The organism is Saccharomonospora sp., from assembly GCF_027317685.1.
Classification (GTDB): Bacteria; Actinomycetota; Actinomycetes; order Mycobacteriales; family Pseudonocardiaceae; genus Saccharomonospora.
On sequence record NZ_DAHVQP010000128.1, the window covers coordinates 20497 to 45113 of the forward strand.

20 protein-coding genes are annotated in these 24617 nt (G+C 67.9%); 10 read left to right on the top strand and 10 right to left on the bottom strand.

Annotated features, from left to right (window positions below; translation table 11 throughout):
* Positions 1 to 22: 22 nt before the first annotated feature.
* Positions 23 to 865 (bottom strand): hypothetical protein, encoded by an 843-nt coding sequence (locus M7H19_RS15150; protein WP_298181900.1) that lies wholly within the window; start codon positions 863 to 865, stop codon positions 23 to 25.
* Positions 852 to 1142 carry a hypothetical protein gene (locus M7H19_RS15155; RefSeq protein ID WP_298181902.1) on the bottom strand — a complete coding sequence of 97 codons (291 nt, stop codon included), beginning with the start codon at positions 1140 to 1142 and terminating at the stop codon, positions 852 to 854. The genes M7H19_RS15150 and M7H19_RS15155 overlap by 14 nt, the downstream gene beginning before the upstream one ends.
* A gap of 242 nt (positions 1143 to 1384) precedes the next feature.
* On the opposite strand from M7H19_RS15155, the gene edd reads away from it, so the two are divergent.
* From edd to M7H19_RS15170, 3 genes are all read left to right on the top strand, one after another.
* Positions 1385 to 3286, top strand: coding sequence for a phosphogluconate dehydratase (gene edd, locus M7H19_RS15160; protein WP_298181904.1), 1902 nt, complete (start codon positions 1385 to 1387; stop codon positions 3284 to 3286).
* Complete coding sequence (locus M7H19_RS15165) at positions 3283 to 3921, top strand: bifunctional 4-hydroxy-2-oxoglutarate aldolase/2-dehydro-3-deoxy-phosphogluconate aldolase (protein WP_298181906.1); 639 nt, start codon at positions 3283 to 3285, stop codon at positions 3919 to 3921. The genes edd and M7H19_RS15165 overlap by 4 nt, the downstream gene beginning before the upstream one ends.
* Before the next feature lie 72 nt (positions 3922 to 3993).
* Entirely contained in the window at positions 3994 to 5436 is a 1443-nt protein-coding gene (locus M7H19_RS15170) for a lipase maturation factor family protein (RefSeq protein WP_298182072.1), read from the top strand.
* Between the two features lie 51 nt (positions 5437 to 5487).
* Here the strand turns inward: M7H19_RS15170 and M7H19_RS15175 are convergent, their stop codons facing one another.
* The 4 genes from M7H19_RS15175 to M7H19_RS15190 form a co-directional block, all read right to left on the bottom strand.
* Positions 5488 to 6024: a regulatory protein RecX gene (locus tag M7H19_RS15175; RefSeq protein WP_298181908.1), complete on the bottom strand. Its 537-nt coding sequence runs from the start codon at positions 6022 to 6024 to the stop codon at positions 5488 to 5490.
* Positions 6025 to 6033: 9 nt separating this feature from the next.
* Entirely contained in the window at positions 6034 to 7071 is a 1038-nt protein-coding gene (recA, locus tag M7H19_RS15180) for a recombinase RecA (RefSeq protein WP_298181910.1), read from the bottom strand.
* 294 nt (positions 7072 to 7365) lie between these two features.
* The gene (locus tag M7H19_RS15185; protein ID WP_298181913.1) at positions 7366 to 7560 is read right to left on the bottom strand and encodes a DUF3046 domain-containing protein; all 195 of its coding nucleotides are present in this window, start codon (positions 7558 to 7560) and stop codon (positions 7366 to 7368) included.
* A 176-nt stretch (positions 7561 to 7736) separates the two neighbouring features.
* Positions 7737 to 9695, bottom strand: coding sequence for an Hsp70 family protein (locus M7H19_RS15190; protein ID WP_298181915.1), 1959 nt, complete (start codon positions 9693 to 9695; stop codon positions 7737 to 7739).
* 181 nt (positions 9696 to 9876) lie between these two features.
* Here M7H19_RS15190 and M7H19_RS15195 point away from each other — a divergent pair, with 181 nt between their 5' ends.
* The 3 genes from M7H19_RS15195 (at position 9877) to M7H19_RS15205 (ending at position 16001) form a co-directional block, all read left to right on the top strand.
* The gene (locus M7H19_RS15195) at positions 9877 to 14529 is read left to right on the top strand and encodes an ATP-dependent helicase (protein ID WP_298181917.1); all 4653 of its coding nucleotides are present in this window, start codon (positions 9877 to 9879) and stop codon (positions 14527 to 14529) included.
* Positions 14530 to 14574: 45 nt separating this feature from the next.
* Positions 14575 to 15075, top strand: a complete 501-nt coding sequence (gene def / locus M7H19_RS15200; RefSeq protein ID WP_298181919.1) for a peptide deformylase — start codon at positions 14575 to 14577, stop codon at positions 15073 to 15075.
* 239 nt (positions 15076 to 15314) lie between these two features.
* A complete protein-coding gene (locus M7H19_RS15205; RefSeq protein WP_298181921.1) occupies positions 15315 to 16001 on the top strand; it encodes a hypothetical protein in 687 nt (228 codons plus the stop codon).
* A 226-nt stretch (positions 16002 to 16227) separates the two neighbouring features.
* On the opposite strand, the gene M7H19_RS15210 is transcribed toward M7H19_RS15205, so the two are convergent.
* Positions 16228 to 16731 (bottom strand): SAV_6107 family HEPN domain-containing protein, encoded by a 504-nt coding sequence (locus M7H19_RS15210; RefSeq protein WP_298181923.1) that lies wholly within the window; start codon positions 16729 to 16731, stop codon positions 16228 to 16230.
* Positions 16732 to 17194: 463 nt separating this feature from the next.
* Here M7H19_RS15210 and M7H19_RS15215 point away from each other — a divergent pair, with 463 nt between their 5' ends.
* Positions 17195 to 17761, top strand: coding sequence for an N-acetyltransferase (locus M7H19_RS15215; protein WP_298181926.1), 567 nt, complete (start codon positions 17195 to 17197; stop codon positions 17759 to 17761).
* Between the two features lie 22 nt (positions 17762 to 17783).
* On the opposite strand, the gene M7H19_RS15220 is transcribed toward M7H19_RS15215, so the two are convergent.
* Entirely contained in the window at positions 17784 to 18248 is a 465-nt protein-coding gene (locus M7H19_RS15220) for a DUF3237 domain-containing protein (protein ID WP_298181928.1), read from the bottom strand.
* Between the two features lie 6 nt (positions 18249 to 18254).
* Positions 18255 to 19277 carry an EamA family transporter gene (locus M7H19_RS15225; RefSeq protein WP_298181931.1) on the bottom strand — a complete coding sequence of 341 codons (1023 nt, stop codon included), beginning with the start codon at positions 19275 to 19277 and terminating at the stop codon, positions 18255 to 18257.
* A gap of 224 nt (positions 19278 to 19501) precedes the next feature.
* On the opposite strand from M7H19_RS15225, the gene M7H19_RS15230 reads away from it, so the two are divergent.
* Complete coding sequence (locus M7H19_RS15230; protein ID WP_298181933.1) at positions 19502 to 20860, top strand: sodium:proton exchanger; 1359 nt, start codon at positions 19502 to 19504, stop codon at positions 20858 to 20860.
* A gap of 56 nt (positions 20861 to 20916) precedes the next feature.
* Here the strand turns inward: M7H19_RS15230 and M7H19_RS15235 are convergent, their stop codons facing one another.
* Positions 20917 to 22593 carry a DUF885 domain-containing protein gene (locus tag M7H19_RS15235; protein ID WP_298181935.1) on the bottom strand — a complete coding sequence of 559 codons (1677 nt, stop codon included), beginning with the start codon at positions 22591 to 22593 and terminating at the stop codon, positions 20917 to 20919.
* Between the two features lie 67 nt (positions 22594 to 22660).
* Between M7H19_RS15235 and M7H19_RS15240 the strand changes: the two genes are divergently transcribed.
* A complete protein-coding gene (locus tag M7H19_RS15240) occupies positions 22661 to 23746 on the top strand; it encodes a polyprenyl synthetase family protein (protein WP_298181937.1) in 1086 nt (361 codons plus the stop codon).
* A 71-nt stretch (positions 23747 to 23817) separates the two neighbouring features.
* On the top strand, positions 23818 to 24606 hold the full coding sequence (locus M7H19_RS15245; protein ID WP_298181939.1) for an LLM class F420-dependent oxidoreductase: 789 nt from the start codon (positions 23818 to 23820) through the stop codon (positions 24604 to 24606).
* The last annotated feature ends 11 nt before the right edge of the window (positions 24607 to 24617 follow it).

Genomic DNA, 24617 nt, shown 5'->3' on the forward strand with positions numbered 1-24617 from the left:
CGTCGGGCCCGCTCTTCCTGAATCAGTTGACAAAGCGCAGGTCGGGGATCGTCTGAGTGGACACCAGCCACACGTAGAGGTCGGTGAGGACGAGCGTGCCCAACGTGATCCACGCGAACTGCATGTGTCGGACGTTGAGCTTGCTGACCTGCGTCCAGATCCAGTACCGGACAGGGTTTTTCGAGAAATGCTTGAGCCTGCCGCCGGTGACGTGTCGGCACGAATGACAGGACAGGGTGTAGCACCAGAGGAAGAACACGTTGCCCAGCAGGATTAGGTTGCCAAGTCCGATACCGAACCCGCGCTCGCCGCCGAACGCCACGATCGCGTCATACGTGTTGATCAACGTGATGATCAGGGCGGCATAGAAGAAATACCGATGCACGTTCTGCACGACGAGCGGCAACCGCGTCTCCCCGGTGTACTGGGCGTGCGGTTCGGTCACCGCACACGCGGGAGGCGCGAACCACACCGAGCGGTAGTACGCCTTGCGGTAGTAGTAACAGGTGAGACGGAAACCCAACAGCAGCGGCAACGACAAGAACGCCAACGGGATAAAAACGGGAAGCTCGCCGATCGGTGTGCCGAAATGACTCGACCCCGGTACGCAGGAATCGCTCAGGCACGGCGAGTAGAACGGCGTGAGGTAGTGGTTCTCGGCATCCCAGTACCCCTCCCTCATGAACGAACGGATCGTCGCGTACACCACGAACGCGGCGAGCCCCAACGCAGTGAGCAACGGAGGCATCCACCACCGGTCGGTACGCAAAGTGCGTTGAGGCAACGCCACGCGCGCGCTCATGGGCTGCCCGTCGACTCCGTCCTTCGGGTCCGCGGCCCTCTCCGGGTGATCAGTGCTGGTCACGTTGATAACCACCCACGCCCTCGTCATCGGCACCCTTCCACAGCGCCGGGTCGTACGGGGTGTCGGAGATCTTGACGACATCAACCGGCTTTCCGTCGCCTCGCGTGGAGAGCGGTGACAGCTGCGCCAGCTCCGCCACGTCGATGTCGAGGCGGTCCACGTCGTTGATGATCCGGCGCACGGCGGGTGGCTCGCCGTACCGGGTTCGCAGCGCGCCCACACATTGTCTGAGCTGGCCGATGGCCCGGCGCAGCTCCGTCATCTCGGCACTGGACATGCTCACCTTCCGAATTCGTTGTCGCGTCCACCACCGGCATGGCCGGCCTCACCCGGCAACCTCCGGATGCGACAACTAGCACACTCAGACATCTTTTAGTGATCGAGATCACTCGAATGGGGAGCCTGAATCGATTTTGTCACGATATATTCAGGCTGTATCGTTTCAGCCATCACATCGACCACGACGCCGACGCCGACGTCGCACACCCCACGCGATCACACTCGGTGATCGCTTTTTCGATGCACGTACCTCCTGCCGAGCGACCGGAGAACACGCTGTTGAGCCTTCATCCCGCCATCACCGACGTCACCAATCGCATCGCCGAACGCAGCGCGGAGACCAGGCAGGCCTATCTCTCGCGTGTCGCCGATGCCGCCAATGAAGGCCCCGTGCGGGCCGGACTCGGGTGCAGCAACCTCGCCCACGGCTTCGCCGCCTGCTCCGGTCCAGACCTGCTGGCCGTCCGGGAAGCGCGCAAACCCGGTATCGCGATCGTCTCCGCCTACAACGACCTGCTCTCCGCCCACCAGCCGCTCGCCGATTTCCCGGACTGGATCAAGGACGCGGCCAGGGAGGCGGGCGGTGTCGCACAGTTCGCGGGCGGCGTTCCCGCCATGTGCGATGGCATCACCCAGGGCCGCTCCGGCATGGAGCTCTCCCTGTTCAGCCGGGATGTCATCGCGATGGCCACCGGCATCGCGCTGTCCCACGAAATGTTCGACGGCACCCTGCTGCTCGGCGTCTGCGACAAGATCGTGCCAGGCCTCCTCATCGGCGCACTCGCATTCGGACACCTACCCGCCATCCTCGTGCCCGCCGGGCCGATGCCCTCGGGACTGCCGAACAAGGAGAAGGCCCGCATCCGGCAGCTCTACGCCGAAGGCAAAGCGACCCGCGAGGAACTCCTCGACGCCGAAGCCGCCTCCTACCACTCCCCCGGCACCTGCACGTTCTACGGCACCGCGAACTCCAACCAGCTCGTGGTCGAGGTGATGGGCCTGCACCTGCCCGGAGCTACCTTCGTCCAACCCGGAACCCCGCTGCGGCGCGCACTCACCGAACACGCCGCGCGTCGCATCGTCGAGATCTCGAAAGGGGAGCAGTACACCCCGCTCGCGCACGTCATCGACGAACGCGCCGTCGTCAACGGTCTCGTCGCGCTGCTGGCCACGGGTGGTTCCCCCAACCACACCCTCCACCTCGTCGCCGTCGCCGCCGCCGCGGGCATCAAGCTGGCCTGGGACGACTTCGCCGACCTGTCCGCGGCCGTGCCGCTACTCGCGAACGTCTACCCCAACGGCAGCGCCGACATCAACCACTTCCACGCCGCCGGCGGCGTGCAGGTGCTCGTCGGCACCCTGCTCGACGCGGGCCTGCTCCACCCGGACGTCAACACCGTGGCGGGCCTCGGCCTCCACCGCTACCGGCAGGAAGCCGTACTCGACGAGGGTGAACTCACCTGGCGCGACGTGCCCACGAAGACCCTCGACGAAACCGTGCTGCGCACCGTCGACCGCCCGTTCGCTCCCGAAGGCGGACTGCGCATGGTGTCAGGCAACCTCGGACGCGCCGTCATCAAGGTGTCGGCTGTCGCACCGGAGAACCGGGTCGTGCAAGCCCCCGCACGCGTCTTCTCCTCCCAGGCCGACTTCACCCACGCCTTCCGGGCGGGCGAACTCGACCGCGACGTCGTCGTGGTGATCCGCAATCAAGGGCCTCGCGCCAAGGGCATGCCCGAGCTACACGCGCTGATCCCCGCCCTCGGCGTGCTCATGGACCGCGGCCACCGCGTCGCCCTCGTGACGGACGGCCGCATGTCCGGAGCATCCGGCAAGGTCCCGGCGGCCATCCACCTCACCCCCGAAGCCGCTGTCGGCGGACCGCTGTCCCGAGTGCAGGACGGCGACGTCGTTCGGCTCGACGCCGAAACCGGGCAGCTCGACGTGCTCGTGGACGCGGGCACGCTCGCCGACCGCGAACCCGCCGACATCTCCGCCGACGAATGGTTCGGCAACGGCCGCGAGCTCTTCACCGCCCTGCGCAGCACCGTGGGTCCGGCCGACCTCGGCGGTAGCGTCTTCGGCGGTCCCACCGTGCCCGGGTCCGCGAACACCCCCGTCGAGGCGAAAGGACTCGCATGAACACCAAGGACCTGATCGCCCTCTCGCCGGTGCTGCCGGTGGTGGTGCTGCACGACGCCGACCAGGCCGTACCCGTGGCACACGCCCTGCGGGACGGCGGCGTGCGGGTGATGGAACTGACGCTGCGCACCGACGCGGCACTCGAAGCCATCCGTCGAGTCGCCTCCGAAGTGCCCGACGTCGTCGTCGGAGCGGGCACCGTCATCAGTCCCGACCAGGCCAGGCAGGCCGCCGACGCGGGCGCGACCTTCCTCGTGACACCCGGCGCCACCGACACCCTGCTCGACGCCGCACTGGACACCCGGCTGCCACTGTTGCCGGGCGCGTCGACCGTCTCCGAGGCCATGCGTCTGGCCGAACGCGGATTCGACACCCTGAAGTTCTTCCCCGCCGAATCAAGCGGCGGAGCAGCCGCGCTCTCGGCCATCGCGGGGCCGTTGCCGCAGCTACGGTTCTGCCCCACCGGCGGTATCACGCCCGACAACGCCCCCCGCTATCTGGCACTGCCGAACGTGGGTTGTGTCGGAGGTTCCTGGCTCACCCCTCGGGACGCACTCGCCGCACGCGACTACGCGCGTATTGAGACACTCGCCAAGGAAGCCTCCGCCCTCGCGGCGGAGGCGAGAACAACGTAGGCGAGGCACAGCGGCTACGCCACACACCGCGGGAGGAGGCCGGCTGCGACAGTGTTGTCCTGGTTGTCCTGGCTGTCCTGGGACTGGTTCACCGCCGACGAGTACTGGTCGTCACGGCTGGTTTTCCAGCGGATGCTGGCTGCGGTCTACCTGGTGGCGTTCGTGTGCGCACTCAATCAGTTTCGCGCGCTGCTCGGCGAGCAGGGGCTCACCCCCATACCCGACTTCCTCCGCAGGGTGTCCTTCCGCCGCTCGCCGAGCCTTTTCCACCTGCACTACTCCGACGGATTCTTCGCCGCGGTCGCGTGGACGGGCATCGCCGTGTCCGCCGCGTTGCTCGTCGGAGTAGGCGACATCCTGCCCGTGTGGGCCTGCCTACTGCTGTGGGCTCTGCCCTGGGTCCTGTATCTGTCGATCGTCAATGTGGGCCAGATCTGGTACTCGTTCGGCTGGGAGTCGCTGCTGCTGGAAACGGGTTTCCTCGCGATTTTCCTCGGCCCCGCCCACACGGGCGTACCCGTGCTGGTGCTGTGGTTACTGCTGTGGCTGCTGTTCCGCCTCGAATTCGGGGCAGGGTTGATCAAAATGCGCGGGGACAGGGCCTGGCGGGACCTGACAGCTCTCCACTACCACCACGAGACGCAACCGATGCCGGGACCGTTGAGTTGGTACTTCCACCATCTTCCTCCGTGGGCCCACAAGGCGGAGGTGGTGGCCAACCACATCACCCAGCTGGTGATCCCGTTCGTGTTGTTCCTGCCCCAGCCCGCGGCCAGCGTGGCAGCCGGGATCGTCATCATCACACAGAGCTGGCTGATACTCAGCGGCAACTTCTCGTGGTTGAACTTCCTCACCATCACCCTGGCAGTGTCCGCGCTCGACGGCACGTTACTGGGCATACCGCCGCCGAAGGAGCTCGCCGCTCCACCGGTGTGGTACGCGGCCGTGGTGCTCGCGGTGACGGTCCTGGTCGCGGTGTTGAGCTACTGGCCCGTGCGCAACCTCCTCGGACGCAGCCAGGTGATGAACTACAGCTTCAACCAGTTCCACCTGGTCAACACCTACGGCGCCTTCGGCAGCATCACTCGTGACCGGTACGAGGTGATCCTCGAAGGCACCGATGAGGACGGCCTCGGCCCGTCCACCGTCTGGCAGGAGTACGAGTTCAAGGGCAAACCCGGCGATCCATACCGCAGACCACCGCAGATCGCGCCGTATCACCTGCGGCTGGATTGGCTGCTGTGGTTCCTGTCGTTGTCCTCTCGGTACGGAGGCAAGTGGTTGCCCGTCCTAGTCACGAAAATCCTGGCCGGCGATGCCCGAATCCGCCGACTGTTACGACGTGATCCTTTCGAGGGCGCCGCACCGACACACGTGCGGGCGCGACTGTTCCACTACCGGTTCACCACTCCCGCAGAACGTGCCGAGAGCGGTGCGTGGTGGGTGCGTGAGCCGGTAGGCGATGTGGTGCGCACCTGCCGGCTAGGAGCCGACGGCACGCCGGTCCCCGTTTAACGTCCCGCCCGCCACGGACACGGGCGTGACCTGCGCCTGCCGCCTCGCGTGTCAGGGGTCGAGGTCGTCGAGCAGGGTTGATTCCGCGCCCGCGTCACGGAGTTCGTCGCGAACCACCCGATAGGACAGTCCTTGCGGATATCCCTTGCGGGCCAACATACCGAGCAGGCGACGCGTCGCCTTCTGCTCGTCCACATCGACCATGGTGCGCAGTTTCTTGCGCACCAGTTGACGGGCGCGTTCCTCCTCGTCCTCCGAATCGATCGCATCGGCGGCTTCCACCGCGATCTCCGGATCGACCCCTTTGCGTTTCAGTTCCGCGACCAGCGCACGGCGCGCGAGCCCACGGTAGGTGTGACGCGACCGCACCCACATCTCGGCGAACGCGGCGTCATCCACCAGCCCCGCGTCGTCGAGTTTGCCGAGCAGTATCTCACTGACGTCGTCGGCGAAACCCTTCCTCCGCAGGGCTTGGCGAAGTTCCTCTTTAGTCCGCGGCCGGGCGGCCAGGAGATCGAAACAGACCTCCTTCGCTTTCCGCCACGCCTCCTCCGGTGGCAGCTCGCGCATCGGTTCGCGCACGGGCATTAGGAGACCCTAGAAGTCGACGGGCGCGGGCGCGCTGTCATCGGAGTCCTGCGCCCCGATCCCGAGCTTCTCCTTGATCTTCTTCTCGATCTCGTTCGCGACGTCCGGGTTCTCGCGCAGGAACCGCCGCGCGTTCTCCTTACCCTGGCCGAGCTGATCGCCCTCGTACGTGTACCAGGCACCGGACTTGCGCACGATGCCCTGATTCACACCCATGTCGATCAGCGAGCCCTCGCGGGAGACACCCACGCCGTAGAGGATGTCGAACTCGGCCTGTTTGAACGGCGGCGCCACCTTGTTCTTCACGACCTTCACGCGAGTCCGGTTACCGACCGGCTCGCCGGCGTCCTTCAACGTCTCGATGCGCCGCACGTCGAGCCGCACCGAGGAGTAGAACTTCAGCGCCTTACCACCGGTCGTCGTCTCGGGGCTTCCGAACATGACCCCGACCTTCTCGCGGAGCTGGTTGATGAAGATCGCGGTGGTACCCGAGTTGTGCAGGGCACCGGTGATCTTGCGCAGCGCCTGACTCATCAACCGCGCCTGGAGACCGACGTGCGAATCACCCATCTCGCCCTCGATCTCGGCCCTGGGAACCAGAGCCGCCACCGAGTCGATCACGAGGATGTCGAGCGCGCCGGAGCGGATCAGCATGTCGGCGATCTCCAGCGCCTGTTCACCGGTGTCCGGCTGCGAGACCAGCAGGGCGTCGGTGTCGACACCGAGGGCTTTGGCGTACTCCGGGTCGAGCGCGTGTTCGGCGTCGATGAACGCCGCGATCCCGCCCCCCTTCTGCGCGTTGGCCACGGCGTGCAGGGCGACGGTCGTCTTACCCGACGACTCCGGGCCGTAGATCTCCACGATGCGGCCCCGCGGCAGCCCTCCGATACCCAAAGCGATATCCAACGCGATGGCTCCCGTCGGGATGACCTCGACCGGCGGCCTGCTCTCCTCACCGAGACGCATCACCGATCCCTTGCCGAACTGCTTGTCGATCTGGGCAAGGGCTAGGTCGAGCGCTTTGCCCTTGTCCGGTGCTGCTGGCATGGAATCCACCTCATTGGCTCTTGGTATCGGACTGCTATCGGGTCCGTGGGATGTGTGTTGTCTCGAGTCCGACGGTACGACTCGGGTCCGACAATCCGTGGTCCGACCGGCGTGTTGTCCACAGACGGGCCTGGTTGTGGACAATACGATAGCCGAACACGTGTTCGATGTCGAAACGACACCCCGGCCGAGGCGCCCCGCGCGGTCTTCAACGTCGCCGCGGTCCCGGCATGGTTCCAGCGTCACCCCGACGCGCGGGTTCCGGAGCACCGTCCCGACGTCGGTTCGACCGGTTCAACGCCGTTCCTTCGGCACCTCGAACTCCACGCACACCTCGCGCCAGATCTCCTTGGCGGAAACACCCTCGTCGAGCGCCTGGTCGATGGTGCGCCCACCGAGACCGCTGAACACGTGGTCAGCGGCCAACATCTCGGCTCGCGGCGAACCGAACTCCTCCGCCATGAGCCGCCGGAATACCGTGATTCGCATCGGCTTCAGCGTAGTCGTGCGGTGACGACGCAAACCCCCGTAGGGTGAACTCATGGCGTTCGCACAGGCGTTCTCCGAACTCGAGTCCACCGCGCTCACCCTGGCCTCCATCGCCGTCGTCGGGAGCGCGCTCATCGTGTTGATCATCAACATGCGCCGGAGGAAGTGAGCCCGACTCACTCTCCGGGCTGGACGACCTGCTCGAAGTAATCGGCCATCTCGTTCGCCGGGGTGGCACCGCCCTCTCCGGTGATGTTGGCCTGGTACACGAACCCGGCGAGCGGACGATCGTCGACGGTGAACACGATGACCGACGCGGTACGTCCACCCGACGCGGTGTAACGGCCGGAGAGACCATTGCCCTTCCAGTCCGCCTGCACCTGATCGCCGCCACCCGTACGACTGATCAAGCCGTCGGTGTACTCCTCGATGGCCTCGGTGGAACCCGCGTGCAGATACGTGATCTGCGCTCCCGGCAGTCCCGGCGCCGAACAGGTCACCGTCGCCCCCAACTGTTCCTCGTTCGCCGCCGCGGCGGCGCCCGTACCAGTGCCGGGTGCGCATTCGTTGCCCTGCGGCACCGTGCCCGCGAGTTGCCGCAGACATCCGGTGAAACCCTGCTCGTCGGGTGAGCCCGGTTCCTGACACTCCTCCGCGGCGTAGGTGGTGATCGACGACGTGGGCCAGAACCACCACGCCGCCCCTCCTCCGAGCGCTACCACCACGACGGCGAGGGCCACGAGCCAACCCGTGCGTTTACGCCGTTTCTGACCTTGTTCCTTCGGAACCGAGGGGAACTGGGCGGTCTGCTGTGTCGCGCTCACACCGCCCACCATGCCCGGCCCGCTCGCCGGATACGCCGCGGTCTGCGAGTGCTGGGCGTACTGCGGGGACGGTTGGACCAGCCCCGCGGCGGGCGAGTACGGCCCCGTGATGGACGCTGAGGGCGCGGTGGAGGCCGGGGACGTTCCCGACACGGTCGTGGTGGTCGACGCGGCCGGGGGCGGGGCGACGGGCTGCGCGCCGGCCACATCGCCTTCGATCTGCTGGGTGCGCATGGTGAGGCCGTCGGGGCCCACGTGATGCGCGCCGAACGCGACAGCGGTCTCGGGCTGGTCGAGGCTGGAGGGCACCACGCCCAGTTTCTCGGCCAACAGGCTGCCCACGAGAGGAAGCCTGCTGGAACCGCCGACGAGGTAGATACCGGCGAGTCGCTCGGGGCTCAGCCCCGCCGAACGGACGGTACGTGCGAGCAACTCGACACTGCGCAACATCGTGGGGCGGACGAGCGCCTCCAACTCCGCCCTGGTGACCAGGACGTCGGAGAACGGCTCCGGCATCGGCACCTCGGTCTGCGGCAAGCGAGAGAGGGCCTCTTTCGCCGCTTTCACGTCCTCCTGGAGCGCTCTGCGAGCGCGTCGGTCGGCGGTCGATTCGGGCCGGAGGAGCCGCTGCCAACGTTGCGGATCGCTGTGCGAGACCTCGCGGCCCACGTGCACCAGCAGTGCCTGGTCGACGTCGAGTCCTCCGAGGTCGGGTAGACCGTCCTCGGCCAGCACCGTGAAGCCGTTCGGCGTGGCGCCGAGCACCGCGACGTCGAACGTGCCCGCCCCCAGGTCGTAGACGGCGAGGGTCTGTCCGGGGGCGAGGGCCTTGCCGGGGAAAGAGGCGAAGTGCGCCGCGGCGGCGACGGGTTCGGGCACGAGCGTGATCGCGTCACCCATCCCGGCAAGGCGCGCGGCGGACAGCAGCACGTTGCGACGCACAGGCCCCCACTGAGCCGGGTGGGAGAGCCGGACCTCCTCGGGTGGTTCCCCGCCGAGCTGACGCACCGTTTCGTCGAAGACCCGACGCAGCACGGCGGACAGTACCTCGCTGACGGGCACGACGTCGGTACCGAGGAGGAGGGTCTGTTCGTCGACCCTGCGTTTGGGGTTGGGTTCGAAGCGGGTCGGGTCGAGGCGAGCACGCCGCTCGGCGTCCTTGCCGACCACGAGACCGCCGTCTTCCTCGGCGAACACGGCGGAGGGCATCGTGGTCGAACCGTCGACATCGATGACTCTGGGTGGCCTCCCGTGCGCCGAGAGTACTGCTACGGTATTGGACGTACCGAGATCGACGGACAGAATCCCCACCAGTTCTCCCTTGTCGAGTTCCCGAGAATCCGCGAAGATGCTTTCACGTTCGTCGCCGCCGGGAAGACACACCCGCCGAAATCGCCCGCCCGGATCACGTAGGGCCACATGTAGGACCACGTAGAACCACGTAGGACCACACAGTCAGCAGGAATGTCGGCGCGGCGCGCATCATGAGGATGTGCCCGACAACGCAAGCGGCGACGTGTTGAAGTCGTTCTCACCCGCGACCAGGGAGTGGTTCGGAAGCGCTTTCGCCCGCCCCACCGCGACTCAGGAGGGAGCCTGGCGAGCCGCACAGGCCGGTGAACACGCGCTGGTGATCGCGCCCACGGGCTCGGGTAAGACGCTCGCGGCGTTCCTGTGGGCGCTCGACCGGTTGGCGACCACTCCCCCACTCAAGGGGAAGAAGCGGTGCCGGGTGCTTTACGTGTCGCCGCTCAAGGCGCTGGCGGTGGACGTCCAGCGCAACCTGCGCGCACCGTTGGCGGGGATCTCGCAGGCGGCGCGCCGGTTGGGCACGAAAACGCCGGACATCACCGTGGGCACCCGCACAGGAGACACGACCGCCGCCGAACGCCGGGCGTTCGTCCGAACCCCTCCCGACGTCCTGGTGACCACCCCGGAGTCACTGTTCCTGCTGCTGACGTCGTCCGCGCGGGAGTCGCTGCGCGGCGTCGAGACGGTGATCGTCGACGAGGTGCACGCGGTCGCGGGTGGCAAGCGCGGAGCGCACCTGGCGTTGTCCCTGGAACGACTCGACGACCTGCTCGACCGCCCCGCACAGCGCATCGGGTTGTCGGCGACCGTGCGTCCGGTGGACGAGGTGAGCACGTTCCTGGCCGGAGGAAGACCGGTTCGTGTCGTCCAACCGACGAGCGGCAAGATCGTCGAGGTACGGGTGGAGGTCCCCGTCGAGGACCTGGGGGAACTCGACGCGCGGGCCCGTCCGGAGCCGGCCGAACCGGCTCCGTTGCCCACGGAGGCCGATCCCACGGTGGGCGCCGAGGACACCGAGGACACCGAGCGGGCCACACCGCGGACGTCCATCTGGCCCGCCGTGGAGGAGCGGATCCTCGAGCTGGTGCGCGCACACCGGTCGACCATCGTGTTCGCGAACTCGAGGCGGTTGGCCGAGCGGTTGACCGCACGGCTCAACGAGCTGGCGGCCGAGCACACTGGGGCGGGCGGCTCACCGGGTCGGTTCCCCGCCGAGGCGGTCGGCCAGTCCGGCGTCACCGGTGCCGTGCCCGAGGGGATTTCCGTGGTGGCGAGAGCACACCACGGCTCGATGTCGCGGAAGCAGCGGACCCGCGTCGAGGAGGAGCTGAAGTCGGGCAGGCTGCCGTGCGTGGTGGCGACCTCGTCGCTGGAACTGGGCATCGACATGGGAGCCGTGGACCTCGTGATTCAGGTGGAGGCTCCGCCCACGGTGGCGTCGGGACTGCAGCGGATCGGGCGTGCGGGTCACCAGGTGGGGGCCACATCGACCGGGGTGATGTTCCCGAAGTTCCGGGGCGATCTCGTGTCGTGTGCGGTGGTGGCCGAACGCATGGCCGAGGGCGACATCGAGGCGGTGCGTTTTCCCCGCAATCCGTTGGACGTGTTGGCCCAACACGTCGTGGCGATGGTGGCCGTGGAGCCCCGCACGGTGGAGGACGTGGCGGCGACCGTGCGTAGGGCCGCTCCTTTCGTCTCGTTGCCCGACGATGCTCTGTACGCCGTGCTCGACATGCTCGCGGGGCGCTATCCGAGTGAGGAGTTCGGTGAACTGCGCGCACGCATCACGTGGGACCGGGTCACCGGCACGCTGCAGGGCAGGCCCGGCGCGCAGCGGCTCGCCGTCACCTCGGGTGGCACGATCCCCGATCGCGGCTTGTTCACCGTAATGACGCCGAGCGACGGCGAACGTCCGGGGTCGCGGGTCGGTGAGCTGGACGAGGAGATGGTGTACGAGTCCAGGGTCGGTGACACCGTGCTGCTGGGCACGTCGTCGTGGCGGATCACCGACATCACCCATGACCGCGTGGTCGTGGTTCCCGCGCCGGGCGAGCCCGCGAGGATGCCGTTCTGGCGTGGTGACGCTCCGGGAAGACCGATGGAGTTGGGCCGCGCGCTCGGTGGTTTCCTCCGTCATCTGTCCACTGCGGATCGGCAGGAGGCGTTTCACCGTCTGGTGAAGGCCGGTCTGGACGAACGCGCGGGCAAGAACCTGTTGGCGTACTTGGACGAGCAACGTGCGGCCACACGCCATGTGCCGAGTGACCGGACAGTCCTGTTGGAACGGTTCCGGGACGAGCTGGGCGATTGGCGGGTGGTCGTGCATTCCCCGTTCGGTGCGCGGGTGAACGCGCCGTGGGCCCTGGCCATCGCCGCGCGGCTGCGAGACACCCGGGGTGTGGACGCGCAGGTGGCGCACTCGGACGACGGAATCGTGCTGCGTGTTCCCGACGCATTGGACGAGGAGGGACGCGAGGTACTGGTCGGCGCCGAGGACGTCTTACTCGACCCCGACGAGGTCGAGTCGCTGGTCACCGCCGAGGTGGGCGGATCGGCGTTGTTCGCGGCACGGTTTCGCGAGTGCGCGGCACGATCGCTGCTGCTGCCTCGCCGTGACCCTCGACGTCGCACCCCGTTGTGGCAGCAGCGGCAACGGGCGTCGCTGCTGCTCGCGGTGGCGGCGAAGTACGAACGGTTCCCGGTGGTGCTGGAGGCCATGCGAGAGTGCCTGCAGGACGTGTACGACGTGAGCGGTCTGCGGGAACTGATGAGCGGCATCGCGGCTCGGTCGGTACGGGTCGTGGAGGTGGAGACACCCGCGGCGTCGCCGTTCGCGCGTAGCCTGCTGTTCGGCTACGTCGGCATGTTCCTGTACGAAGCCGACGCGCCGCTGGCCGAACGTCGTGCGGCGGCGTTGTCGGTGGATTCGACGTTACTGGCCGAGTTGCTCGGCACCGAGGCGATCCGGGAACTACTCGACGCCGATGTCCTCGCCGAGGTGGAACGGTCGTTGCAACGGCTCGTCCCCGATCGGCATGCCCGCGGGGTCGAGGACACGGCCGATCTGTTGCATTTCCTCGGCGACCTGACCGAAGCGGAGGCGGTCGAACGCGGAGTACGCCCCGAATGGCTGGCCCAGTTGGTGGCCGAGCGACGCGCGCTCGTGGTGCGCATCTCGGGCGAGGAACGTTATCTCGCCGTCGAGGACGCGGCTCGGGTGAGGGACGCGCTCGGGGTGGCGTTACCGGTGGGGGTGCCCGAGTCGTTCACCGAACCGGTCGACGACCCCTTAGGGGATCTGTTGCGACGCTACGCGCGTACGCACACACCGTTCTCGGCGCACGAGGCCGCCGCACGGTTCGGTCTCGGTACGGCGGTGGTCACCGACGTGCTAGACCGGTTGACGGCCGACGGCACACTGGTGCGGGGCGAGCTGCGACCACAGAGAGCAGCGGGTTACGAGGCGGGCATCGAGTACTGCGACGCCGCGGTGCTACGGAGGTTGCGGAGAGCGTCGCTGGCGAAGCTGCGCGCCGAGGTTGAGCCGGTCGAACACGCGGCGTTCGGCCGGTTCCTGCCGAGCTGGCACGGCATCGGCGTGCGACGGCATCGTGCCGAGCCCACCCCGGACGACGTGCTGTCGGTGGTGGAGCAGCTCGCGGGAGCCCCGTTGCCGGCGAGTGCCCTGGAGTCGTTGATCCTGCCGAGCCGTCTGCCGGGCTACCACCCGGCGTTGCTGGACGAGCTGACGGTGGCGGGAGAGGTGACGTGGTGTGGCTGCGGCGCGTTGCCGGGCGGTGACGGTTGGGTGGCTCTGGCACCGGCCGATGTGGCGGGCCTGTTGCTGCCGGAGGTCGAGGATGTTTCCGAGCACGGTCCGCTCCACGAGGCGATCGTGTCGGCTTTGGACAGTGGGGGTCTCTTCTTTCGGCAGCTGGTCGACCGAGTGAGTGTCGAGCTGGGTGAGCTGCGTACCGATGCCGATGTGGTCGAGGCGCTGTGGGATCTCGCGTGGGCGGGGAGGGTGTCGAACGACACGCTGGCGCCGTTGCGCGCCCAGGTCTCCGGCAGGGGTGCCGCGCACAAACCGCGTCGGTCCGCCCCTCGCGGGCGGTATGCACGGCTGCGAGCGGCTCGGCAGGCGATGCCCAGTCGCACCGGCCCGCCGACGGTGGCCGGGCGGTGGGGGCTGACTCCCGCGCGCGAGACGGACCCCACTCGACGTGCTCATGCCCGCACCGAGTCGTTTCTGGAAAGGCACGGTGTGCTCACCCGGCGAGCCCTGGAGACCGAAAGGGTGAGCGGCGGTTTCTCCAGCATCTACAAGGTGCTGCGCGGCATGGAGGACGCGGGCCAGGTCGTACGTGGCTACGTCGTCGAGGGGTTGGGTGCCGCACAGTTCGCGATGCGCGGCGCGATCGACCGGGTGAGAGCGTTCTCCGAGGCCGGAGGCCGGCGCGCGGAACACAGGGCCGTCGTGTTGGCTGCTGCCGATCCGGCCCAGCCGTACGGTGCCGCGTTGCCGTGGCCCGCTGTGGCGGGCACCACCAAGCACAGGCCGGCACGTAAGTCGGGCGCGTTGACGGTACTCGTGGACGGCGTTCCCGCGCTCTACTCCGAACGCGGAGGCCGGTCGTTGCTGTCGTTCACCGATGACGAGATCACTCTGCGTCCCGCTGCCGAGGCGTTGGCGGACGCGGTGCGCGACGGGCGGCTCGGGCAGTTGCAGGTGCAGCGCGCCGACGGCGAAGAGGTTCTGACCTCGAAATTGGCGACCGTGCTCCGCGATGCGGGGTTCCGCGCCACCCCGAAGGGCCTGCGGATACGAGGGTGACGGAGTGCGATCGGGGCACGGGCCCCGCGGCTAAGCTCGGACTTCATGGTGATGCGTGACCTCCGATACTTCGGCGACCCTGTGCTCAAGTCACCCGCGGACCCGGTGACGACGTTCGACGACTCGACTCGGGCACTCGTGGAGGATCTGCTCGACACGGTGGACATCCCGGGTCGGGCGGGGTTGGCGGCGCCGCAGATCGGCGTGGGGCTACGCGCGTTCAGCTACAACGTGGACGGCACCATCGGCTACGTGCTGAATCCCAAGATCGTTGAGCTTTCCGAGGAGAAGCACGAGGTCATGGAGGGCTGTCTGTCCCTTCCCGGACTGTCGTTTCCCACGGTGCGCGCCCGGCGGGCGACGGTCAAAGGTGTGGACCTGCGCAATGAGCCGGTCACGGTGTCGGGCGAGGGGCTGCTCGCGCAGTGCCTCCAGCACGAGGTCGACCATCTCGACGGCCTACTGTACATCGACCGCCTGACTCCGGAGCAGCGGAAGCAGGCACTGCGCGAAGCCAGGAGCAAAGACTGGTTTTGGTCGCGATAGGACATTCACTGCAACGACACGCGCGACCACTGAGATCGTTATAGTTCTGTGTCTATTCCCACTCTCTCGTGACACCTGCGTTGCCGGTTCTTAATCTGACCGGCGCTGAGCTCACCGGAGGATCACGGGAGTAAGGAACCATGGCAGGGCGGCATCGAGCCACGCGTAGTCGCCAACGCAGTCGTTACAGCATCCGCTATCGCGGTCGTCATCGCGCACCGAGATCAGCGACTTCCTGGATGGGTCCCACAGCACTTGGCACCGTCGCCGCCGGTCTTTTGGCATTGACTGTCCACACCACCAGCGGCCTCATGCAGAACGAAGACGCATTGCCCGCGGCCATGGCACTCCAGACCACGCCGGTATCCAGCTCCCCGAGCCCCACGTCGTCGTCCTCCCCATCGTCGACCACCGCGGAGAGCACGACCTCGACGGCGCCGGAGACAACCGAGACGACGAAGACCAGCGAGACCAGCGAGACTCCCGAAACCACGGAAACCACGGAGACCGTCGAAACCGCCGAGGCGGCCGCACCCGAACCGGCCGAATCCTCGGAGTCGACTCTCCAACCCTGCCCGACCGACCTGGAGGGCACCGAACCCCACGTTGCACAGGTCGGCCACCATGTGCTGACGAAGTTCGATGTGGACGCCGTGGGTGGCCGAGCCGAGCGCTCCAACCCGAGTGATCACCCACTGGGACTCGCTCTCGATTTCATGGTCAGCCCCGAGGTCGGCGACGCCCTGGCGGAATACGTCGTTGCTCACCGCGAGGAGTTCGGCGTCACCTACGTCATCTGGGAACAACGGATCAACAGTGGTAACGGCTGGTCGCTGATGGAGGACCGGGGCAGCCCCACGGCCAACCACATGGACCATGTGCACGTGTCCTTCGCCGCCGGGGCAGAGGTGCCCGTCACCTGCTGAGCCGATTCCCACCGAAGCGGTCGACCACGGCGGCGCCACGGCCGCCGACGTACCCATGCCTTCGACAGGGTGGTCCCGGACCACCCCAGGCCACCCCGTCGTTGTGAACAGGCGAAAAGCCACAGACCCCGCGCGACACTTCCGCCGGCTGACACCGAGCCCGGAAAGCGGCACCGCACCGCCGGTCACAGCGGACATCAAGCCGTAGTCTTCACATCCATCGCCCTCATTCCGCGACTCGACGTTGTCGGGCGCGAGGCCACGGCCCGCGGCACGATGCTCGAGCGCCGTGCTCGCCTTGGCTGCCATGCACTACGCGGTGCGCCAACGCGACGAACTCTCCCGCCCTCCGCCGCAGGTCGTCGGCTGTCGCGGCATCGATGCCGCGCATGATGCCGGCCTGCGCCGAGGCATGGGTGGCCGAGCGCGCCGCGAAGTACTCGGCCCACTGCTCCACCTCGGGCGCGGCCGAGGCCAGCAGTGTCCAGGTGCTCTGCGGCTTCGCCGCCCGACGGTGGGGACGGCCCTTCGCCACCAGGATCGCCGCACCCGCTCGCAGCGCCGACAGGTACGACGCGACGAATCGCGCGGCGGGCGCGTGTTCCCGCCCGGCCTCGGCGAGCCCATGACGAGCCTGGGCGAGCAACGACACGGCTTCGGGCGACGCGGGTGGTCTCGGTTCGAACGGCAGCGCCGCCTCCGGCCGATGTGGCACGAATCCGACCGTCATGGCTCCAGCTCCTTCCGATGCGGAGGCCGGCGATGTTCGGCGCGAGGCGCTTCCCCTCGCCATCGCGCCGAACACCCTTCGCCGATCCGCACCCGTCGACGAACCAACCACCACAATCTCGAACATACGTTCGAGTGGGTCCACACTATCCTGTCCGTCCTCTTCGTTCAAGACCGAAAACCGGAACGATCCGCATCGCACCTCGAAACCGGACCGTCGAACACCGCCGAGGACATCCGGCCGCTGTCCGACGCGACACGCGGACACCGGCCGGGCACCCTCAGGCGAAGGGATCGGCGCCGTACTCCCAGGCCTGCCGCCCCGGATCACTACACTCGTGGACGAGGCCCTACGTGATCACAAGACGACGTGGGAGGCTGCCGGACGCCCCCGCGCCGTCTTCCCGGCCACGTGCGCCGACCCGACACCGCGACAGAATCCAGCACCGAGAGGGCCGTACCCGATGACCAGCACCTCGCCCGGCCACAAGCGCGTCGTTCGGCTTACCGGTGAGGAGTTCCGCGCGCTACTACCGGACGCCCTGGCCATCTATGTGGCGGCCATGAACTATCCACCCGGCACCGCGCAGCAGAGGGCGCCCATGTGGCTCACCCACATCCTGCGCGCGGGTTGGCGTGGCGTGGCCGCGTTCGACTCCGACGACACGCTGGTGGGTCTGGCCTACGGTTATCAGGGCAGTCCCGGCCAGTGGTGGTACGAACAGGTGCGCCGTGGCGTGCTGGAAAGCGCAGACCAGGCCACCGCAGATGCTTGGCTGGCCGACTACTTCGAACTGACCGAAATCCATGTGCGCCCCGACCGCCATGGCCGGGGCCTCGGTGAGGCTCTTCTGCGCACGCTGCTGGACGGCGTGGAACAGCGGCACGTGTTGCTCTCCACCCCGGAAGGACCGACCCGAGCCTGGAGGTTGTACCGCAGGATGGGGTTCGTCGACGTACTCCGGCACTACCACTTCGCGGGCGATCCGCGCGCGTTCGCCGTGTTGGGCCGCACGTTGCCGCTGGAGTGAGCCCCGGACCACGGAAACAAGATCAAGCCACCGCGTACAGGTCGTAGGCCACGGCGTCGGCGAGCCGTGCGGCGTAGGCGACGAACACCGTGCGAGTCAGCCACGCGTACCGTTCGTCGCCCGTTTCGAGCCGGACCCCGAGCCGGAAGTAGTACTCCCGCGGGTCCACGGGCTCGCCGTCCGCCAGTCGTCGGAGCACCGTGGCGGGGCCGTGCCGGACCCCCGAGGTGGCGAGGTAGATCAACGCACCGTCGTCCGTGCGAGCGGTGTACCGGGTGTCGATCGTGGTACTGCCGTCGCCGTGCATCAGTTGCCAGTCCGCACCGCCGGGGAGGATCTCCCCGCTCAACCGGTCACCGTCGATACGGCCACCGACGATCGGCACGATACGGCGGAGTCCCATCGCGGTGGGTCCCACCGTGAGGAGGTCGCCGAGTTCCACCCGCACGTGGGCGACCCGGTCGAGGCCGGGTTCCGGTAGTTCCACCGCGCATCACCTTTTCGTGTCGTCGCGCGGAGAGTAACGGGATTCACGCTCCTGCTTCAACGGCCTCGACGGGCCTCGGCGGACTTCGGAGGACTTCGACGGTTCGGGGCTTCGGTGGGTCGGACGCAGGTAGCTGCTCGCCACCGCGGTGACGAGCAGTACGGCACCGCACCATCCGACGACGCCAAGGTCCTCTCCGAGCAGTACCGCGGCCAGCACCGCGGCCGTGAGCGGCTCCAGCAACGCGGACAACGCCGCCACGACCGGCCGGGCTCCGCCGAGTCCGCGGAAGTAGGCGGCGTAGGCCACCGCCGTGGGAACCAGTCCCAGGTAGAGCGCGAGGAGCGCCACGTCGAGTCGCGCCGGCGGCAGCAGTTCGGAGAGCCGACCCGACGACCACGCCGCCATCGGCACCAGCAACACCCCGCCCACGAGACAACCGAACGCCGTCGTGCGCAGCGAGTCCAGCCCCGGCACGGGCCTGCGGGTCACCAGGGTCAACGTCGCGAAACTCGCCCCGGAGACGAGGGCACACACCAGTCCGCCGACCAAATTCCCGGTGTCGACGACCTCACCGGGCGACCAGCTCAACAGGACCAGACCCACCACCGCGCTGCCCACGGCCACCGCCGTGGGCAGGTCGACGGTGTGCCGATCGAGCACCGTGCTCGCGAGGGCGACGAACACGGGAACGCTGCCGATGGTGACCATGGTGGCGACGCTGACCGAGGTCAGAGTCACCGCACCGAAGTAGCACGCCTGGAAGACGGCCAGCAGTACGCCGGTGACGAGCAGCCTCCGCCCCACCTCGACTGTGCGGGGTAGGCAGCGCAAACGGCCCGTGCTCCCCGACAACAGCAGGGCGAAGGCACCACCGAACAGCAGTCGGTACACCGCGACCGTGGTCGAGGACAACTCGGCCCGTTCCGACAGCACCGCTCCGGCAAGGCCGCCGGTACCCCACAGGACTCCGGCGGTGACCAGGCTGAGGGAGGCCGCACGCGGCCGAGAAACGCCGAGCGAGGACATGGGGACGCGCTCCAACGTCGAGAAGGACGGACACGGGGGCACGGGCGGAACAGGCGGCCACGGTCGGCCAGTCGGCCGGTCGTTCGAGCCACCCGCGTCAGAGGCTTCGGGACGACGGAGTGAGAGGACCGGACCGCATGGCGTGATCCTAAGCATAGGACCGCCCAGGGGACAGCGATGCGCAGAGTTGTTTTGATCATAACTTCGCCGGGAATGTGAGACGGGTGCCGGACGCTGCTCACCGCCTGACACCGCCCTTGCCCATCGCGGTCCTCGTCGCGACCCCAGGGCTGTACTTGGGCGGCGCCGACTATCTCGGATTGCCACACCCGCAGGTCGTCGCGCCGCTGGCGGCCCTGATCTACGGAATCGCGATCATCGGCGCGGCCTTCATCCTGTCGTGGGCGGCGGAAGCGGCGCAGGTCGACATCAACGGGGGCCTCGCCCTGGCCCTGCTGGCGTTCCTGGCCGTACTGCCCGAGTACGCCGTGGACTTCGTGTTCACCATGCGTGCGGGGCTGATCAACGCCGAACACGGGCACTGTATGGCCGGAAGTGAAGGCTCGAACCCGTGTTCACTGGCGTTGGCGAACATGACGGGAGCGAACCGGATCCTCGTCGGTGTCGGTTGGCCGTTGGTGGTGCTCGTGGCGACGCTGGCGGTGCTGTGGGCACGGCGCCACGGCAGGACGAGCACCCCGTCCACCCACGTCGGCTGGGTGAAACTGCCGCGCCGCATGTCGGTCGAGCTCGTCTTCCTGGGAGCGGCGACCCTGTACTCGCTGCACTTCCCGCTGCGGCACTCGTTGACGCTGGTGGACGCCGCGGTGCTGGTGTCGCTGTTCGTGGCGTACGCGTTGCGGTTGGCGAAGGCGCCGGTTGAGGAACCCGACCTCACGGGCACCTCGGCATGGGTCGGCTCGCACTCGAAGTCGGCACGGCGCTGGCTCTACGGTTTCATGTTCGGCTACGCCGCCGTGGTGATCCTCGCGACCGCCGAACACTTCGCCCACAACCTGGTGGAGACGGGCACCGAACTGGGGATCGACCACTTCCTGCTCGTGCAGTGGGTCGCGCCGCTGGCCAGCGAGTCACCGGAACTGATCGTCGCGTGCCTGTTCGCGTGGAAACTGCACGCCAGTTCCTCGCTCGGGACACTGATCTCCAGCAAGGTCAACCAGTGGACCCTGCTGGTGGGCACCATCCCACTCGTCTTCGCCGTCTCCAGCGGCTCCTTCGACGGGCTTCCGATCGACCCGCACCAGCGCTTCGAACTGATGCTCACCGCCGCACAGTCGCTGTTCGCCGTGTCCATCCTGGTGTCGCTGACGATGACGGCGCGGTGGGCCACGGTGCTGCTCGTCCTGTTCCTCACCCAGTTCATCACCAGCATCGTGCTGCCCACGGAAGTCGACCGCGTCATCATCGCGGTGCTCAGCGCCGTGTACGTGGCACTGTCGATCGGGCTGCTGAGCTACCGGTTCCGCACTCTCGGACGGGTGATCCGCGACGGGTTGGCCACCCCGTACGACGCGTTGCAGCGGGCCGACGAGCAGGAGTCCCTGCGTCTCACCGGGAAGTGAGCCGGAAAGGCCTTCGGGTGTCGGGCGGCCTTTCCGGCTCCTTTCCGTCGACCCGCTCACATCAGCGCCGTGAGCTGCTCCTTGAGCGTGTCCAGACCCATGCCTCCCAGCCGCAGGGCCTTGGTGTGGAAGTCCTTGAGATCGAACACCTCACCCTGGTGACGACGGGCGTCCTCGCGGGCCTGCAGCCACAGCCGTTCGCCCAGCTTGTAGGAGGGCGCCTGCCCCGGCCAGCCCAGGTAACGGTCGATCTCGTCGTGCACGTGTTCGGCATCGGTGATCGTGCGGGTGAGCATGAATTCCAGGCCCAGTTCCGGGGTCCAGCGCTCGCCCTCGTGGAAACCCGTGCCCGCCGGGATCTCCAGTTCCAGGTGCATGCCGATGTCCACGATCACCCGTGCCGCGCGGAACAGGTGAGCGTCGAGCATGCCCAGCAGGTCTCCGTCGTCGGAGAGGAAACCCAGCTCCCGCATCAGCCGCTCCGCGTAGAGCGCCCAACCCTCGGCGTGGCCGGAGGTCGAGGCGAGCAGCCGTTGGAACCGGTTCAGCGACTGCTCCTGCACCGCCGTCGCGATCTGCAAGTGATGCCCCGGGGCGCCCTCGTGGTAGACGGTGGTGACCTCCCGCCACGTGGAGAACTCCTCCTTGTCGGCGGGCACCGACCACCACATCCGGCCCGGCCGGGAGAAGTCCTCGCTCGGACCGGTGTAGTACGCGCCGACGTGTCCCCCGGGTGGCGCGATCTTGCATTCCAGGGCCCGCAGCCGGTCGGAGGTCTCGAAGTGCGTGCCGCTCAACGCCGACAGCGCCTCGTCCGACAGGTTCTGCATCCATTCCTCGAACCGGGCCTGGCCGTGCACCTTGTACCGGGCGTCGGCGTCGAGAGCGGCGGCGGCCTCCGCCAGCGTCGCGCCGGGCTTGATGCGGTTCGCGACCTCCTTGGCCTCCCGCTCCACGCGGAAGAATTCCTCCCACCCCCATTCGTACGCCTCACGCGGGTCGAGGTCGGCGCCGAGGAAGTACCGGGACCACAGCCGGTAGTTCTCCTCGCCGACGGCGTCCTTCGAGGGGGCCTTGGGGGCGAGTTCGGCCCGCAGGAAACCGGCCAGTTCGGCGTACGCCTCCTGCGCCTCACGCGCCGTGTTCCGCAGCTTCTGCTTCAGGGTGTCGGAAACACCTTCCACGCCGCCGGCACCGGCGACGAGCTTGTCGAAGTAGCCCGTTCCACCGCTCATTCCCGCCCAGTAGTCGGCCTGTTCGGCCACCTTGGTGACCTGCCGCAGCGCGGAGACCCTGCCCGCCTCGGACGCCGCCAACAGTGAGGCCCGCACACCGTCGAGCGCGGAAGGCACCTGGGACATCCGGGCGGCGATCGTCTCCCAGTGCTCCGGCGTGTCCGTAGGCATGAGGTCGAATACCTCGCGCACGTCCTGCACGGGGCTGGCGATGGTGTTCAGCGACGCGATGTCGAGCCCAGCGTCGTGGATCGCGTACTCGTTGCTGATCCGCTCCATGAAGACTGCCTTGGCCACCCGCTCGCCGTCGTCGGCCGGTTCCGCGGCCTTCATGTCGTTCAAGGCCCTGCGCTGGATCGCAGCCCTCGCCGCGTGTCCTTCGGGTGAGAAGTCAGTGAGCTGGTCATCGTGGTCGCCGACGCCGATGTAGGTCGCCAGGATGGGTTCCGCTGCGGCGTAGTCGTCGACGAACTGGTCGCTGATCTTGTGGACGCTCATGCCGGCACGCTACCCCCTTCATGCATATGGGTGACATCGATTTATGCCCGCCTGGGACGATGGAGGTATGCCCGTCTTCGACGCTGACCTGCCGTCCGAGCTCGAGCGCGTGCTGAGCGACTTCCTCCACCAAGCCGGGGAATCGATTCTCCGCGTCGAGCCGACGTTCGGCCCGGCCGTGTCCACCTTGAGCGACTTCGTGCTCGGAGGCGGCAAGCGGCTACGACCCACTTTCGCCTGGTGGGCATGGCGCGGCGCGGGTGGCGCTCCGGACTCGGACGAGGCCGAGGGAGTGCTCCGAGCCGTGGCCAGCCTGGAGCTGATCCAGGCGTGCGCGCTGATCCACGACGACGTCATCGACTCCTCGGATTCTCGCCGTGGCTCACCCACCGTGCATGTGGCCTTCGCTGCTCGACACACCCGAGAGCGCTGGCTCGGCTCGGCGGAAGCGTTCGGGCGGGCCGCCGCCGTGCTCATCGGGGATCTGGCGTTGGCTTGGGCCGAGGACATGTTCGCCGAATGCGGTCTGCCTCACGCGACGGTCGCGGCCGCGCGTCCCGCGTGGCGGGCCATGCGCACCGAGGTCCTGGCCGGGCAGTACCTCGACGTCCACACGCAGGCCACCGGGGACACCTCCGCGGAGGCCGCGCTGCGGGTCGACCGGCTCAAGACCGCCGCCTACACCGTGCAGCGGCCCCTCCACCTGGGGGCCGCGCTCGCCGGAGCCGACCGCGAGCTCATCGACGCGCTGCTGGACTTCGGTGGTGAACTCGGGGTCGCCTTCCAGCTTCGGGACGACCTGCTCGGTGTGTTCGGGGATCCGTCCGTCACCGGTAAGCCCGCCGGGGACGACCTCCGCGAAGGCAAGCGCACCCTGCTGCTGGCGCTCGGCCTGGACTACGCCGAGCGGCAGGGCCGGGAGAACGAGCGGAAAGTGATCGCCGAAGCGGTGGGCGAGGTGGAACTGACCGACGCGGAAGTGGACGACGTGCGGCAAGTGCTCGTCGACGTCGGCGCGGTGGCCGAAGTGGAACGCCGGATCGAGGCGATGACCGACAACGCGCTGTCCTCACTCCGCAAGGCTTCCCTCGCCGAACCCGCCGCGCAACGGCTCGTCGAACTCGCGGACCGAGCGACTCGCAGAACGTCCTGACGTCCACCGCCGGAGGGCGAGCCCGCGTCGAACCGCGCCGTCCACTTCGCACGCCAGTAAGGTCGGAGAACATGACGACCACGACAGGACGGCTGATCCGTATCGGGTTACAGCTCCAGCCGCAACACGCCGACTACGGCGATATCCGCCGGGCGGTGGCGGAGGCCGAGGAGCTCGGGGTGGACATCGTCTTCAACTGGGATCACTTCTACCCGTTGAGCGGTGATCCCGAGGGCAAGCACTTCGAGTGCTGGACCATGCTGGGCGCCTGGGCCGAGGCGACGTCCCGGGTCGAGATCGGCGCGCTCGTGACCTGCAACAGCTACCGCAATCCCGAGCTGCTGGCCGACATGGCCCGCACTGTGGACCACATCAGCGGAGGCAGGCTCATCCTCGGTATCGGGGCCGGGTGGTTCGAGAAGGACTACGTGGAGTACGGCTACGAGTTCGGCACGGCGGGCAGCAGGATCGCCGACCTCGGCAACGCCCTGCCCCGAATCGAGCAGCGGTTCGAGAAGCTCAACCCGGCACCGACGCGCAAGATTCCCGTGCTCATCGGCGGCGGCGGGGAGAAGAAGACACTGCGGCTGGTGGCTCGGCACGCCGACATCTGGCACAGCTGGGGCGACGTCGAAGTGGCTCGACGGAAGATCGGGATCCTCGAACAACACTGCGCGGACGTGGGCCGCGACCCGGCGGAGATCGAACTCTCCGTCGGCGCGTCGGGTTCGCCGTCCGAGAACGGTGATCAACTGGCGGATCTCGGCATCACGCTGTTCACGGTGAGCGCCAGCGGCCCCGACTACGACCTCGGCCAGCTGCGGGAGTGGCTGGCGTGGCGGGACCGTCGGAACGGCTGATCGGTAGATTC